Here is a 13,543-nt window from a genome sequence, read left to right as displayed (position 1 = left end):
TTAATCAACTAGGATAACAACTATTTTTACTACTCTACCATTCACTCTACCTTTTATTATGTAGCATTCTAAAAACATTGATGTACCAACGTTTCTAACAGCTAAAATAGAAATTATTTAATCTTTTTATAGAAGTGAAGTAAGCATTCAATTCGAATCAATACATAAGAAAAACGCTTATTTTAAGCGTTTTTTCTTTTTTCCAATTTCAATGTATTGCAAAAAAATCAACCGAATGACTACATTTTTTGTGAAATAAATTAGATGTTCGGATATAGGGAAAACGCTCTAGTCACAATGACTAGAGCGTTTTTGTATTGTTTTTAAATTTATTAAAGCACATATTCGTGAGCATATAATTTGAATGCGCTCTCATATTTTGATATACTATACTTAACCTAGATATATTGGGTTATGAAAGGAGGCGCATATCGCATATTATGTTGTGGTCCATTATTGTAGGAGGCTTTATCGGCCTTGCAGCAGGGGCAATCACTAAAAAAGGTGGCTCAATGGGAGTAATTGCTAATATATTTGCCGGTTTAATCGGTTCATCAGTAGGTCAATCACTCCTTGGCACTTGGGGACCATCACTAGCTGGTATGGCTATCATCCCATCTATTGTTGGTGCAGTGATTGTAGTTTCTGTGGTATCGTTCTTTTTGGGTAAAAAAGGTTAATGTTTTACTCGAAAGCAGACTATAGTTTTTAATTTATAATGACGGGTAAAGCTATGGTTTGTTGCACTAATTGAAAGGATTTTATATGTCAAAATCAAAGAAAATATTATTACTTATTTTCTGTATTTTAATCTTGACAATTTTCCTTCCTATTTTGATAGATTATCACCAGGTTAGTGATTTAGGAATTCAATTGACTAGCTGGCGACAGACATCATTTGAATATTATCTCGCTAGATATGTATTTTGGGGGCTTCTAGGCCTGTCTATCTTAGTTTTATTATGGATGTTAGTAATCCTGTTTTATCCTAGACAATATCTGGAAATAAAACTTGGAACTAAAGACGATAAATTAAAACTAAAGAATTCAGCTATCGAAGGATTTGTTAGATGTTTGGTTCTTGATCATAAGCTAGTTAAAGAGCCTAAAATCAAAGTACAAACTTGGAAAAAGAAATGTTTCGTTTCTGTAGAAGGTACAACTGTTCTTTCAGATAACATTGCTAACAAATTTGAAGTAGTTCAAAATGAAATTACTCAAGGATTGAAAGAATTCTTTGGCATTGAACGAGAGGTTAAACTGGAAGTTTCAGTGAAAGAATATGACCCTCAAAAAGCAGCTAAGAAAATTGTTAGTCGTGTAAAGTAAGGAAGTAAAAAATGGAATGGTTTAAAAAATATCAATACCCAATCCTATGTGGAGTAGTAGGTATTATTCTAGCCTGCCTCATTCTATCCTTTGGTTTCTTTAAAACGATGTTTGTTTTAATTTGTGGAGCTTTAGGAATTTGGTTGGGATACTATGTACAGAAGAATTATTTAAATAAATAAAGGAGTTTCATATGTCAAACGTAGAAAAAAATGCAAATAAAAAACAAGATGTTGTTTCTAAAGATGTTCGAGGAGAATTAACTTACGAAAATAAAGTTATTCAAAAAATCATCGGTCTTTCACTAGAAAGAGTCCCAGGACTATTACATGTTGATGGCGGATTTTTCTCAAATCTTACAGAAAAACTTGTCAATACTAACGATGTAACACACGGTGTTAACGTTGAAGTTGGTAAAGAACAAGTAGCAGTTGACTTGAACGTTATCGTAGAGTACAGAAAAAACGTTCCAACTCTATACAAGGAAATCAAAGACGTTATCGTATCAGAAGTTGCGAAAATGACTGATCTAGAAGTAGTTGAAGTTAACGTTAATGTTGTTGACATCAAAACTAAAGAACAATATGAAGCAGACTCAGTTAGCCTTCAAGACCGTGTAACTGACGTGGCAGAATCAACAGGTGAGTTCGCGTCAGAACAATTGTCTAAAGTGAAATCTGGTATCGGTTCAGGTGTCGCAGCAGCACAAGAAAAACTTGGCGAAGGCGCTGAATTCGTTCAAGAAAAAGTTGGCGAAGGCGTTGAAACTGTTAAAGACGCTGCAGCCAAAGCAGAACCACGTGTTCACTAATTACTAATTTAGAAAAAAATAAAAGGAGGATATACTTATGTCTACAGAAGAAAAATTAAACCAAGCAGCAGGATCTGTTAAAGAAGGCGTTGGCAAATTGATCGGCGATAAAGAACTTGAAAAAGAAGGAGCTGCTGAAAAAGTTGTTTCTAAAGTGAAAGAAGTTGCTGAAGATGCAAAAGATGCTGTAGAAGGTGTCGTTGAAGGTGTAAAAAACATGCTTCATAAAGATGATGCTAAATAATTAAATTTAGGTAATCTTGCTATTTTTCTCGAAAACACCCCCAGTTAGGGGGTGTTTTTGTTATTCGTTTTTATCAATGCACGTTTTATAGAGAAAAAAGAATACAGGACAAACAAATTCCTGTATTCTTAAAATAACTTAGAACAGATATGATAATGAAGCGACTAATAAGATTATAGCACAAATTATTTTTCCGATTTTTACATATTGTTGTTTGAACAATTTATCAGAGAAAAGAGTCAATACAAGCGCAACACAAAACAAAGTAGTTCTTAAAGTTATGATTCATACTCCTTTCGTTATTTTGTTAATCCAGTAAATAAGTTGAATAGTAAGTATTTAATCTGCAAATATGTTTATCTTTTCCGAAAACTCCTTTGGTCATTAATCGGTATCTCAATCTATCTTTATTATAGCACAAATAACATTATTAAACAATTATATTTATCCTTTATAAACTAACATTTGGCTATTTGACAAGGATGGATACCTGCTCCGAACTTGCTTCTAAAAGGTAGCAAGTTCAACTCTCACTGCCTTTTCTCTCCTCCTATTTTTGAGAGCGCTTGAAATATGTTATAATAGTTCTAGATTATTTTTTTGGAGGCAAACCGTGGGAAATTTTATTGAGCTAGTCTTTCATCGTTTCTTTTTGGGGATGATAGCTACAGCTTATTTTTGGTTATTGACACTAGCGGGAGGTGTGGTTTTTGGTATAGCGCCAGCTAGTGCAACTCTCATGAGTTTATTTGCGGAACACGGCTATTCTTACCGTGCCTATGGTTTTAAAGAGGCTTGGACTCTTTACAAGAGCAATTTTGTTAAAAGCAATCTCAGTTTCTACACCTTTATGGGACTTGACTTGATCTTGATTTATGGTTTGTATCTCATGATCCAATTGCCGCATCAGACCATTATCCACTTGGCAGCGACTTTTCTGAATATCTTTCTGGTAGCTTTGGTATTTTTGGCTTATACAGTTTCTCTAAAATTGCAAGTTTATTTTGACTTATCCTATCAAAATACCTTAAAGCTTGCCTTTATCGGAATTTTTATGAGCTTGTCAGCAGTGGCTAAAGTTCTTCTTGGTAGCGTCTTGTTAGCCATTATTGGCTTCTATATGCCAGCCCTTATCATTTTTGTAGGGATTGGAATGTGGCATTTCTTTATTAGTGATTTATTGGAGCCTGTTTATGAAAACATTCATGAAAAATTGGCGTCCAAATAGAATGAAACAATTTTGGCTTCATTCGCTCCTTAGAACCTATAGTTGGGTGATGATTGTTATCATTGCTAGTTTTGCTCTTTTGATTTCTTATGTAAACTGGGATAGTCGCGAAAAAGAAGCAAGACAGGTTTCCCAGCGGGTTTTGACTCGGACGGTGAACGAGGTTGAGTATTATTATCGAGAATCAGCGCGTTCAGCCCAAAGTCTAGTAGATAATCAAGCGCGAATCGAGGGAATCTATAAGTATTTTAGCCTCAGTACACCAGATTATTTCTATTGGCAACTGGAGCGTAAAGCATCACCCTATATTTCTGTATCCATTTATGAAAATATCGATGACCTTTATGTGCGCAATGATTTTGTAACGGGTGTAGCCATTGTCTTGGAAGACTCGACAGAAGTTTATGTTTCGAAGAGGGACAATCGTAGTGGTTACAAGGTTTCTGCAGATGCCTTCAAGCCAGATGCCAATAGTTTCGCCATTCCCGTATCCGATCCAGTATCGGATCAAGCTCTTGGTGTTATTTATGTCTCTGTATCTTCCGATGTTTTTTATAAGGCTATTGACAATACCAGAGGAAATATCCCAATTGCTGTGAGCATCACCTCTCCTTTTGAAACGGATATGTTTCACCAAGGTGAAAAAAGTAATCGAGAGGAATGGTTGCAAGATGAGACAGCTCATGGATATCAGGTTCAGGTTGCGGTTCCTAGGGATTATGTCCTTAGTGGGAGTATCTTTAGTTCGATTTTTATTCTTGCTTTGAGTCTCCTCTTTATCGTTATTTTATATGTAACCTTGAAAAAAACATTTTCGAAGTATCAAACCCAAGTTGTTGATCTAGTGGAAACAATCCATGATATTGCGCAAGGGGAGCAAGGTAAAAGAATTGATCTCACGAAAAAAGACCAGGAATTACTTTTAATCGCTGAGACGACAAATGATATGTTGGATCGATTGGAGAGAAATATCCATGATATTTATCAACTTGAACTGAGTCAAAAAGATGCCCATATGCGCGCTCTACAAGCTCAGATAAATCCACATTTCATGTACAATACTCTGGAGTTTCTACGGATGTACGCGGTCATGGAGAACCAAAATGAACTAGCGGATATTATCTACGAATTCAGTAGTCTCTTGCGTAACAACATCTCTGATGAGCGAGAAACAACATTAAAGCAAGAAGTGGAATTTTGTCGGAAGTACAGTTATCTCTGTATGGTGCGTTATCCAAAATCCATTGCTTACGGATTTAAAATCGACCCTGGATTGGAAGAAATGCGCATTCCAAAATTCACCCTCCAACCCTTGGTGGAAAATTATTTTGCCCACGGAGTTGATCATCGACGTACAGATAATGTGATCAGTATCAAGGCTTTGAAAAAAGATGGCTATGTTGAGATTTTGCTTACGGATAATGGACGCGGAATGCCTGCTGATAAGCTAGCAGAGATCCAAGCTAAATTAGCTCAGAGAACCTTTGAACATACGGTGGATTATAGTGGGAAACGCCAGTCCATTGGGATTGTCAATGTGCATGAGCGCTTTGTACTCTACTTTGGCGACCGATATGATATCAATGTAGAATCAGTTGAAAAAGAAGGTGTTCGCTATCGAATCACCATTCAAAATGAAGAGAAAGGATAAAGATGTATAAAGTACTTTTAGTTGACGATGAGTACATGATTACAGAAGGGCTCAAACGTTTGATTCCTTTTGACAAGTGGGATATGGAAGTCGTTGCAACAGCCAATCATGCTGACGACGCTCTGGACTACGTTCGAGAACATCCCGTCGATATTGTTATTTCAGATGTCAATATGCCTGACAAGACAGGGCTTGAAATGATTCAGGAAATGAAGGACTTGTTGCCAAATGCTTACTATATCCTCCTTTCAGGCTATCAAGAATTTGACTATGTCAAAAAAGCCATGAATCTCAATGTCGTTGATTATCTGGTCAAACCAGTCGATAAGGTTGAGCTTGAACGCTTGCTTGAAAAGATTGCCAGTCAGCTTGGTGAAAAATCTCATGAGCCAGAAATATTGAGTCAGCAACTCGATGAAGAAGCCTTCAAGACTCATCTCAGCCAAAAAGAAAACTGGTGGATTGGACTTTCAAAAGAAAAACAAGGGAATTTTGTCATTCCTTACTACGTTCTAGGCCAAGACTGGCAGATCGTCCTTGCTGATCAGGAATTTGAGGGCTTGTTGATCATGCCTTTTGAAGCACCTTATCAATCCAACTTTGAAAAATGGAAGCGTGATATTGAAAAGACTCTCTTTTATGGCTCGGTCAATTTAGATCATTCTGAAAGTCTCTTTTCTTACTACGAACCCATCTATCGAGTGATTATCCAGGGGAATCTCCAGCAGATTATCGAGGAGTTGACCTTACTTGAGAAGATTGTCTTAGAAAACACACCGAGGGTTTCCATTACCAAGCAGCTCTTTACCCAGTTTGTCATGGATGTCTTCCATCTTTTTGAACATTTGAAAGCAGACGACATGACAGATATTGTCAAGAATATTCATGCCATTACAACTTTTGAGGATTTAGTCGCTTATACCAAGGAAACCTTGACATCCTTCTTCGGCCAATATCGAATGAATGAAAATGTAGTCAGCGTACTTGAAGTTATTGGTAGAGATTACCAAAAAGAGCTTTCTCTCAAGGATATCAGCAAGGATCTCTTTATCAATCCTGTTTATTTGGGGCAGTTGATCAAGAAGGAAACCAATTCCACCTTTGCAGAGCTTCTCAATAAGCAACGCATTAAGGCTGCCCAGCAGCTCTTGCTATCTACAAATGATAGTATTGAGGATATTTGCTATACGGTTGGTTACAGTAATGTTGGTTATTTCTATAAGGTCTTTCGAAAACTATGTGGGAAGTCTCCTAAAGCCTACCGTAAACAGGTGGAAGCAAACTTGTAGGATTTGTTTTGCTTGTTAAAATATGCTATAATAAACTAAAAAAACATAAGGGGGTTGCTTTGATGAAAAAGAAACCAATCTATCTATGGGTATTACTGATTTTTTCAGCCTTACTCTCAGCAATGTCACTATTTGGAATCATATCTCCAGTACCTACTGCGGAGGGTATGAACAATCTAGAAACATCAGCATCAGGTGTTAATGCTACTTATGCTAAGGAGCTCGTTGCTTACACCATTAAGGTATCGGAGCATGGTCATTCTATCTTCAGCATTCTCTTGGTTGTCTTATCTGTTATTCTGGTTGTTGTGGCTTTGGTTTTCCTTGTTCGTAAAAACATCCAATTGGCTAACTACACTTATCTTGCTTATGTCTTCGTTGCCATCGTTGGTTCTATCTACAACTTTATCGGCGTTCAGGATGCGGTTTCACTTTTTACAGACCCTAACATCCGTATGGGAGCGGAGCTTGGTGCCAAAGGTTCAGCTATTTTGGGGATCGTACTCAATGTTATCTTCCTAGCAATCGTCTTCTATAAAATGTGGCGTCAGCAAAAAGAATTAACAGAAACTCAAGAAGAGGAAGAACTAGCCTAAGAGTTGACAAAGCATAACTATCAAGATACAATCTTGGTAGTTATTTTTTATGATTCAAAAAAGGAGGAGAAAATGAAAAAAATTTCCTTGGTCTACATCAGTCTGAGTGGAAATACGGAGAGTTTCGTAACACGATTGAAGGCTTACCTATTAGAACAGTATGAGAACATTGAAGTAGAAAAAATTCATATTAAAGACCTAGTCAAGGAAGGAGAGACCTTCTTTGAGATGTCCAATCCATATGTTGCTTTTCTACCGACTTATTTAGAAGGTGGCAATGGTGTTGACAATGGAGATGTGGAGATTTTGACTACTCCAGTAGGTGATTTTATCGCCTATGGAGACAATGCCAGTAAGTGTTTTGGTGTCGTAGGATCAGGCAATCGTAATTTTAACAACCAATACTGTTTGACGGCTAAACAATACAGCCAGCGCTTTGGTTTCCCCGTTCTAGCTGACTTTGAGATGCGTGGAATGCTGGGAGATATCAAGAAGGTCGCAGGGATTATTGCAGAACTCTATGAATTAGAAGCTTTGTAAGAGGCTAGATTTTCTGAGGAAGAGTTTTATTCTATGGATAAAGGATTTACTTCAAAGGGGACAATCGAAATGAGTAAACTACAGAAATCATTTTTAAAGTATATAAAACGCAAACCAAGCTTCAAGGATATTATGCTATGCAGTGCTTTGCTACTATTAGCGATTGCTCTGCTACGGTTCTCTGAGAAAATTTTTGATGAAAATGCAGCACCATTTGGAACCATGGTATCCTTAGGGATTGTTATCCTGGTAGAAATCTTAGCTGTCAGAAATAAATAAAAAGACTCGAGAAATGCATCTCGAGTCTTTTTGTTAGTTGCGAATTTCGTCAACGATTTCTTTTGAAATGGGGATCCCTAAACGGTAGCCTTTATTCACGTAATCAATGACATCGTTGATATTTTCTATCGTTTGGATTTTTTCTTTGATAGTTGCACGAAAATCTTGATCTTTCAATAGTTGGTCCTGAAGCAGTCTTTGAAGTTTCTCTTTTTCATATTTGTTGACAAGAAAGAGAAAAAGAAGACTAATAACAACTAAGATATAAGCGTATTGGCTCATAAAAATTCTCCCTAAGTGATAAAGAAATGAATAGCAAGAGAAAAGCGAAGAGTCTCCGCTTTTCAAGTCATTCTAGTAAAGTGTTTAGGCAATTCACCATATAGCGATTGCCGTCAAGAGACTAGGAACTTTAGTTCCAGTAACTTTAAGATTACGACGTCTTTCGGTAGAAATCGATAATATTTCTATCGAAAGACTAGTGAAGCGCCGAGCCAAAACCCCTATAGGATTTGGCGTTAGTTATTTAGACTGCTTTACAATAAAGTGATTAAAAGTCTACGACATGAGCCTAACCAAATCGATATTATTTGGTTAGGTGAATTAGTGAAGCGTTTAGGCAATTCGCCTCATTTACGACGTCGTGGCCCTCTAAATCGATTAATTTAGGAACCATGACTAGTGAAGCAGTTAGCTAGTCCGCATAAAAGCGGCTAGCGTCCAACAATTAGGAACTTTAGTTCCAGTCTCTTGTAACGATTTACATCTTCTCTGGTGCTTCTACACCCAACAAACGAAGGGCTTCTTTGAGGACAACTGCAGTTGCATAGCTGAGGGCTAAACGACTGTCGCGTTCTGGACTTTCATCCAAGATGCGAGTGTGAGCGTAATATTTATTAAAGGCTTGCGCTAAGCTAATTGCAAATTTAGCAATGATAGAAGGTTCAAAGTTATCCGCCGCACGGTTGATAATACGTGGGAAATCTTGGATGAGTTTAATGATTTCCCAGCTTTCAGGATCATTCAAGCTATAGTTGGCAGCTGTTTCTGGTTTGAAATCCGCTTTGCGTAAGATAGATTGGATACGAGCATAGGCGTATTGAACATAAGGACCAGTCTCACCTTCAAAGGATACCATAGCTTCAAGGTCGAAGTCGTATCCATTTGTACGGTCAGTTTTAAGGTCATAGAATTTAATGGCTCCAACTCCAACAGCATGAGCAACCTGGTCTTTATTTTCAAGTTCCGGATTTTTGGCTTCGATTTGCGCTTTGGCACGGCTGATGGCTTCTGCGACAGTAGGCTCTAGTAAGATAACGTTCCCTTTACGAGTAGAGAGTTTCTTGCCTTCTTTTGTTACCAATCCAAAAGGAACATGGACAATATCTTGACTCCAATCGTAACCCATCTCTTGCAAGACGGCCTTGAGTTGTTTAAAGTGAGCAGATTGTTCTTGACCAACGACATAGATCGATTTGGCAAATTGGTATTCGTTTTTACGGTAAAGGGCAGCGGCCAAGTCACGTGTGATGTAGAGAGTTGCACCGTCAGATTTCTTGATAAGAGCTGGGTGTTCAATTCCATATTTTTCAAGATTAACAACTTGGGCACCTTCTGATTCGACCAAAAGTCCTTTTTCAGAAAGGATATCTACAACTGCATCCATCTTGTCATTGTAGAAGGCTTCCCCGTTGTAGCTGTCGAATTCAACCTTCAATTCATTATAAAGGCGGTTAAATTCCACCAAACTTTCATCACGGAACCATTGCCAAAGTGCGAGAGCTTCCTCGTCTCCATTTTCAAGTTTACGGAACCATTCGCGTGCTTCTTCATCCAAGCTAGGGTCATTTTCAGCTTCAGCATTGATGCGAACGTAGAGTTTAAGAAGTTCATCAATCGGATGAGCTTTTACAGCTTCTTCGTCGCCCCATTTTTTGTAGGCAACGATTAGCATCCCAAACTGTTTACCCCAGTCTCCCAAATGGTTGACCTTGACCGTTTGATAACCGATTTTTTGGAAAATATGTGACAAGCTATCTCCGATAACAGTTGAGCGCAGGTGACCAATAGAGAATGGCTTAGCAATATTGGGACTAGACATGTCGATAACAACATTTTCTTGTTTACCAATATTTTGGTCAGCATAGTGTTCTTTTTCAGTGATAACAGCATGTAATACTTGAGCAGAAATGGCATTTTTATCAAGGAAGAAGTTAACATAAGGTCCAGTAGCGACGACTTTTTCAAAGGCTTGGCTATTGATTTTTTCAGCGATATCTGCTGCGATCATTTGTGGAGCTTTTCTCTCAACTTTTGCTAGAGTAAAGGCAGGGAAGGCGATGTCTCCCATATCAGAGTTTTTGGGTTGTTCTAGTAGATTTAAAATAGCCTCTTGATCCAGGCTGTCAATGACGCTAGCCAATTCGCTAGCGATCAATTGTTTTGTATTCATTATAAACTCCTTTGGACTTTTCTTCTATTTTATCACAATTTTGAGGAATGATAAGAATTTTTTTGAAATATTCGGTTTTTTTGGTATAATGTTCTTATTAAATAGTTGAAAATGTTATAAATATTCACTCGAGAGGATGTTATGAGAAAAAGAGAACGCCATCAGTTAATCAAACAAATGATCACTGAGGAAAAATTAGGAACTCAAAAGGAGATCCAGGATCGGTTGGAAGCACGCAATGTTTTTGTGACGCAAACGACCTTGTCGCGTGACCTTCGCGAACTGGGCTTGACCAAGGTTAAGAAAAATGATAAGGTCTACTACGTACTAGCAAATGAGACGGAGAAGATTGACCTGGTTGAGTTTTTGTCCCATCATTTGGAAGGTGTAGCAAGAGCTGAGTTTACCTTAGTTTTGCACACTAAATTGGGTGAAGCTGCAGTTTTAGCCAATGTTGTCGATGCCAACAAGGATGAATGGATTTTGGGAACAGTTGCGGGTGCCAATACTCTCTTGGTCATCTGCCGAGATCAGCATGTTGCTAAACTCATGGAAGATCGTTTGTTAGATTTGATGAAGGATAGATAAGGTCTTGGGAGTCTCTCTCAAGACTATTTTTAACAAGGAGAGAATGGATGACGACAGAAAAATTATCACCTGGCATGCAACAGTATGTGGATATCAAAAAACAATATCCAGATGCTTTTTTGCTCTTTCGTATGGGTGATTTTTATGAGTTATTTTACGAAGATGCAGTCAATGCTGCCCAGATACTAGAAATTTCACTAACCAGTCGCAATAAGAATGCTGAAAATCCTATTCCCATGGCTGGAGTGCCTTATCACTCAGCCCAACAGTATATTGATGTCCTAGTTGAGCGTGGCTACAAGGTGGCCATCGCTGAACAGATGGAGGATCCTAAGCAGGCTGTTGGGGTTGTAAAACGTGAGGTCGTCCAGGTGATTACACCTGGGACAGTCGTCGATAGTAGTAAACCAGATAGTCAAAACAACTTTTTGGTGGCTATCGACCGTGACGGTCAGCAATTTGGCTTGGCTTATATGGATCTGGTGACGGGTGATTTTTATGTGACAGGTTTATTGGATTTTACCCTGGTCTGTGGTGAAATTCGAAATCTTAAGGCAAGAGAAGTCGTCATCGGCTATGCCTTGACTGAAGAGGAAGAACAGATTCTCAGACGTCAAATGAATTTGGTACTTTCCTATGAGCAAGAATCATTCGAAGACATCCATCTACTGGATCCACGCTTGGCACCTGTTGAACAGGCTGCCAGCAGTAAGCTTCTCCAGTATGTCCATCGGACTCAGATGAGAGAGTTGAATCACTTGAAGCTAGTTGTCCGTTATGAAATTAAGGATTTCTTGCAGATGGATTATGCAACCAAGGCTAGTTTAGATCTAGTAGAAAATGCTCGTTCTGGCAAGAAACAAGGGAGTCTTTTCTGGTTGCTAGATGAAACCAAGACTGCCATGGGGATGCGTCTCCTACGCTCTTGGATCCATCGTCCCTTGATTGATAAGGACCGTATCCTTGAACGTCAGGAAGTTGTACAGGTCTTTCTGGATTATTTCTTTGAACGTAGTGATTTGACGGAAAGCCTAAAGGGAGTCTACGATATCGAGCGTCTTGCTAGTCGTGTTTCTTTTGGGAAAAGCAATCCCAAGGACCTTTTGCAATTAGCGACTACCTTGGGAAGTGTTCCACGGATTCGAGCAATTTTAGAAGGAATGCAGCAACCAGCGCTTGCCTATCTGATTGAACAATTAGATCCTATTCCTGAATTGGAAAGTCTTATTAGCGCAGCCATTGCTCCTGAGGCTCCTCACGTGATTACCGAAGGTGGTATTATTCGAACGGGCTTTGATGAGACCTTGGACAAGTATCGTCGGGTACTGAGAGAAGGAACCAGCTGGATTGCTGAAATTGAGGCTAAGGAGCGAGAAAACTCTGGCATCAGTACGCTCAAGATCGATTACAATAAAAAGGATGGCTACTATTTCCATGTCACAAACTCGCAGCTAGGTAATGTACCAGCCCACTTTTTCCGTAAGGCTACGTTGAAAAACTCTGAGCGTTTTGGGACAGAGGAGTTGGCGCGTATCGAGGGAGAAATGCTAGAGGCGCGTGAGAAGTCAGCCAGCCTTGAATATGAAATCTTTATGCGTATCCGTGAAGAAGTTGGTAAGTATATCCAACGTCTACAAGCCCTGGCCCAAGGAATCGCTACTGTCGATGTCTTACAAGGACTAGCGGTAGTAGCAGAAAATCAACACTTGATCCGTCCAGAGTTTGGTCAGGATTCGCGAATTGACATTCAAAAAGGTCGTCACGCTGTCGTTGAGAAGGTCATGGGAGCCCAAACCTATATTCCCAATAGTATCCAAATGGGTGAAGATACTAGCATCCAGCTGATTACAGGGCCTAATATGAGCGGGAAGTCAACCTATATGCGTCAGCTAGCTATGACAGCAGTTATGGCCCAGCTGGGTTCTTATGTGCCAGCAGAAAGTGCTCACTTGCCAATCTTTGATGCAATTTTTACTCGTATCGGGGCGGCAGATGACTTGGTTTCAGGTCAGTCCACCTTTATGGTAGAGATGATGGAAGCCAATAATGCCATTGCGCATGCGACTGAGAAATCTCTCATTCTCTTTGATGAGCTAGGACGCGGAACGGCAACCTATGATGGCATGGCCTTGGCTCAGGCCATCATAGAGTACATCCATGAGCATATTGGAGCCAAGACTCTTTTTGCGACTCATTACCATGAATTGACTAGTTTGGAGACTAGTCTGGGACATCTGGTTAACGTTCACGTGGCTACGCTTGAGCAAAATGGACAGGTTACCTTCCTTCATAAGATAGAACCAGGACCAGCTGATAAATCATACGGGATTCACGTCGCTAAGATTGCAGGTTTGCCAGCAGACTTGCTGAAAAGAGCAGATGAAATTTTAACTCAATTAGAGAGTCAAGGTCAGGAAAGTCCTGCTCCAATGAAACAAATACATGCAGTCTCTGAACAAATTTCCCTATTTGACTCGGCGGAAGAAAATCCTATCCTAGCAGAATTGGCTAAAGTAGATGTGTACAATATGACACC

15 protein-coding genes are annotated in these 13,543 nt (G+C 39.0%); 13 read left to right on the top strand and 2 right to left on the bottom strand.

Annotated elements, in window-relative coordinates:
- Positions 1-440: 440 nt before the first annotated feature.
- From HMPREF2795_RS09730 to HMPREF2795_RS09680, 11 genes are all read left to right on the top strand, one after another.
- A complete protein-coding gene (locus HMPREF2795_RS09730) occupies positions 441-680 on the top strand; it encodes a GlsB/YeaQ/YmgE family stress response membrane protein (protein WP_006149342.1) in 240 nt (79 codons plus the stop codon).
- Between the two features lie 85 nt (positions 681-765).
- Positions 766-1,329: an alkaline shock response membrane anchor protein AmaP gene (amaP, locus tag HMPREF2795_RS09725; RefSeq protein ID WP_075228767.1), complete on the top strand. Its 564-nt coding sequence runs from the start codon at positions 766-768 to the stop codon at positions 1,327-1,329.
- Positions 1,330-1,340: 11 nt separating this feature from the next.
- On the top strand, positions 1,341-1,511 hold the full coding sequence (locus tag HMPREF2795_RS09720) for a DUF2273 domain-containing protein (protein ID WP_075228766.1): 171 nt from the start codon (positions 1,341-1,343) through the stop codon (positions 1,509-1,511).
- A gap of 11 nt (positions 1,512-1,522) precedes the next feature.
- Positions 1,523-2,140 carry an Asp23/Gls24 family envelope stress response protein gene (locus HMPREF2795_RS09715; protein ID WP_075228765.1) on the top strand — a complete coding sequence of 206 codons (618 nt, stop codon included), beginning with the start codon at positions 1,523-1,525 and terminating at the stop codon, positions 2,138-2,140.
- 37 nt (positions 2,141-2,177) lie between these two features.
- On the top strand, positions 2,178-2,384 hold the full coding sequence (locus HMPREF2795_RS09710) for a CsbD family protein (protein WP_070459618.1): 207 nt from the start codon (positions 2,178-2,180) through the stop codon (positions 2,382-2,384).
- A gap of 613 nt (positions 2,385-2,997) precedes the next feature.
- The gene (locus tag HMPREF2795_RS09705; protein WP_075228764.1) at positions 2,998-3,612 is read left to right on the top strand and encodes a YesL family protein; all 615 of its coding nucleotides are present in this window, start codon (positions 2,998-3,000) and stop codon (positions 3,610-3,612) included.
- Complete coding sequence (locus HMPREF2795_RS09700; RefSeq protein ID WP_075228771.1) at positions 3,590-5,263, top strand: sensor histidine kinase; 1,674 nt, start codon at positions 3,590-3,592, stop codon at positions 5,261-5,263. The genes HMPREF2795_RS09705 and HMPREF2795_RS09700 overlap by 23 nt, the downstream gene beginning before the upstream one ends.
- 2 nt (positions 5,264-5,265) lie before the next feature.
- Entirely contained in the window at positions 5,266-6,552 is a 1,287-nt protein-coding gene (locus HMPREF2795_RS09695) for a response regulator transcription factor (RefSeq protein WP_075228763.1), read from the top strand.
- Between the two features lie 62 nt (positions 6,553-6,614).
- Positions 6,615-7,148 (top strand): ABC transporter permease, encoded by a 534-nt coding sequence (locus HMPREF2795_RS09690; RefSeq protein WP_075228762.1) that lies wholly within the window; start codon positions 6,615-6,617, stop codon positions 7,146-7,148.
- A 72-nt stretch (positions 7,149-7,220) separates the two neighbouring features.
- The gene (gene nrdI, locus HMPREF2795_RS09685) at positions 7,221-7,688 is read left to right on the top strand and encodes a class Ib ribonucleoside-diphosphate reductase assembly flavoprotein NrdI (RefSeq protein ID WP_075228761.1); all 468 of its coding nucleotides are present in this window, start codon (positions 7,221-7,223) and stop codon (positions 7,686-7,688) included.
- A gap of 33 nt (positions 7,689-7,721) precedes the next feature.
- Complete coding sequence (locus tag HMPREF2795_RS09680; RefSeq protein WP_261675915.1) at positions 7,722-7,967, top strand: hypothetical protein; 246 nt, start codon at positions 7,722-7,724, stop codon at positions 7,965-7,967.
- A gap of 33 nt (positions 7,968-8,000) precedes the next feature.
- Here HMPREF2795_RS09680 and HMPREF2795_RS09675 read toward each other — a convergent pair whose 3' ends face one another.
- On the bottom strand, positions 8,001-8,249 hold the full coding sequence (locus HMPREF2795_RS09675) for a hypothetical protein (RefSeq protein ID WP_006146258.1): 249 nt from the start codon (positions 8,247-8,249) through the stop codon (positions 8,001-8,003).
- A gap of 478 nt (positions 8,250-8,727) precedes the next feature.
- Positions 8,728-10,419, bottom strand: a complete 1,692-nt coding sequence (argS, locus tag HMPREF2795_RS09670) for an arginine--tRNA ligase (RefSeq protein ID WP_060955204.1) — start codon at positions 10,417-10,419, stop codon at positions 8,728-8,730.
- Positions 10,420-10,560: 141 nt separating this feature from the next.
- On the opposite strand from argS, the gene argR reads away from it, so the two are divergent.
- On the top strand, positions 10,561-11,007 hold the full coding sequence (argR, locus tag HMPREF2795_RS09665; RefSeq protein WP_001231485.1) for an arginine repressor: 447 nt from the start codon (positions 10,561-10,563) through the stop codon (positions 11,005-11,007).
- Positions 11,008-11,054: 47 nt separating this feature from the next.
- The coding region (gene mutS / locus HMPREF2795_RS09660; protein WP_075228770.1) for a DNA mismatch repair protein MutS at positions 11,055-13,543 on the top strand (2,489 nt) is incomplete at its 3' end.

The organism is Streptococcus sp. HMSC056C01 (genome assembly GCF_001811305.1).
In the GTDB taxonomy this organism is placed as follows: domain Bacteria; phylum Bacillota; class Bacilli; order Lactobacillales; family Streptococcaceae; genus Streptococcus.
Note: the sequence above shows the minus strand (reverse complement) of the source record. Positions and strands in the feature narration are given on the sequence as shown.

Bases quoted from the DNA above. Each gene is read 5' to 3' on its own strand.
- argS (WP_060955204.1), bottom strand. From the start codon at position 10,419: ATGAATACAAAACAATTGATCGCTAGCGAATTGGCTAGCGTCATTGAC.
- HMPREF2795_RS09715 (WP_075228765.1), top strand. From the start codon at position 1,523: ATGTCAAACGTAGAAAAAAATGCAAATAAAAAACAAGATGTTGTTTCT.
- HMPREF2795_RS09720 (WP_075228766.1), top strand. From the start codon at position 1,341: ATGGAATGGTTTAAAAAATATCAATACCCAATCCTATGTGGAGTAGTA.
- HMPREF2795_RS09700 (WP_075228771.1), top strand. From the start codon at position 3,590: ATGAAAAATTGGCGTCCAAATAGAATGAAACAATTTTGGCTTCATTCG.
- HMPREF2795_RS09675 (WP_006146258.1), bottom strand. From the start codon at position 8,249: ATGAGCCAATACGCTTATATCTTAGTTGTTATTAGTCTTCTTTTTCTC.
- argR (WP_001231485.1), top strand. From the start codon at position 10,561: ATGAGAAAAAGAGAACGCCATCAGTTAATCAAACAAATGATCACTGAG.
- HMPREF2795_RS09730 (WP_006149342.1), top strand. From the start codon at position 441: ATGTTGTGGTCCATTATTGTAGGAGGCTTTATCGGCCTTGCAGCAGGG.
- HMPREF2795_RS09710 (WP_070459618.1), top strand. From the start codon at position 2,178: ATGTCTACAGAAGAAAAATTAAACCAAGCAGCAGGATCTGTTAAAGAA.
- nrdI (WP_075228761.1), top strand. From the start codon at position 7,221: ATGAAAAAAATTTCCTTGGTCTACATCAGTCTGAGTGGAAATACGGAG.
- HMPREF2795_RS09680 (WP_261675915.1), top strand. From the start codon at position 7,722: ATGGATAAAGGATTTACTTCAAAGGGGACAATCGAAATGAGTAAACTA.
- HMPREF2795_RS09690 (WP_075228762.1), top strand. From the start codon at position 6,615: ATGAAAAAGAAACCAATCTATCTATGGGTATTACTGATTTTTTCAGCC.
- HMPREF2795_RS09695 (WP_075228763.1), top strand. From the start codon at position 5,266: ATGTATAAAGTACTTTTAGTTGACGATGAGTACATGATTACAGAAGGG.
- amaP (WP_075228767.1), top strand. From the start codon at position 766: ATGTCAAAATCAAAGAAAATATTATTACTTATTTTCTGTATTTTAATC.